Source organism: Methylobacterium nigriterrae (assembly GCF_037106235.1).
Lineage (GTDB): Bacteria > Pseudomonadota > Alphaproteobacteria > Rhizobiales > Beijerinckiaceae > Methylobacterium > Methylobacterium nigriterrae.
On record NZ_JBAWTG010000720.1, the window covers coordinates 1 to 292 of the forward strand.

Here is a 292-nt window from a genome sequence, read left to right on the forward strand (position 1 = left end):
CGGACTGATGCGCGACCTCGTCGACGCGCGCCGCGCCCTCCTCGCCCTCGAAGGCCTCGGCGTCCGCATCGCGCTCGACGATTTCGGCGCGGGCGACTCGAGCCTCAGCTACGTCCATCGCCTGCCGATCCGGAAGATCAAGGTCGACCGCAGCTTCGTCACCGACATCGGCACCGACCCGGCCTCGCTCAACCTCGTCCGGTCGATCCTCGACCTGTGCCGGAACCTCGGCCTCGCCTGCATCGTGGAGGGCGTCGAGACGGAGGCGCAGGCCCGCGCCCTGCGGGAGATC

The 292-nt window shown here is 70.9% G+C and carries 1 protein-coding gene; it reads left to right on the forward strand.

Going from position 1 to position 292, the window contains the following annotated elements:
• Positions 1-292: EAL domain-containing protein (locus WDW90_RS38870; protein WP_336492967.1), on the forward strand; the 292-nt coding region annotated here is incomplete at both ends.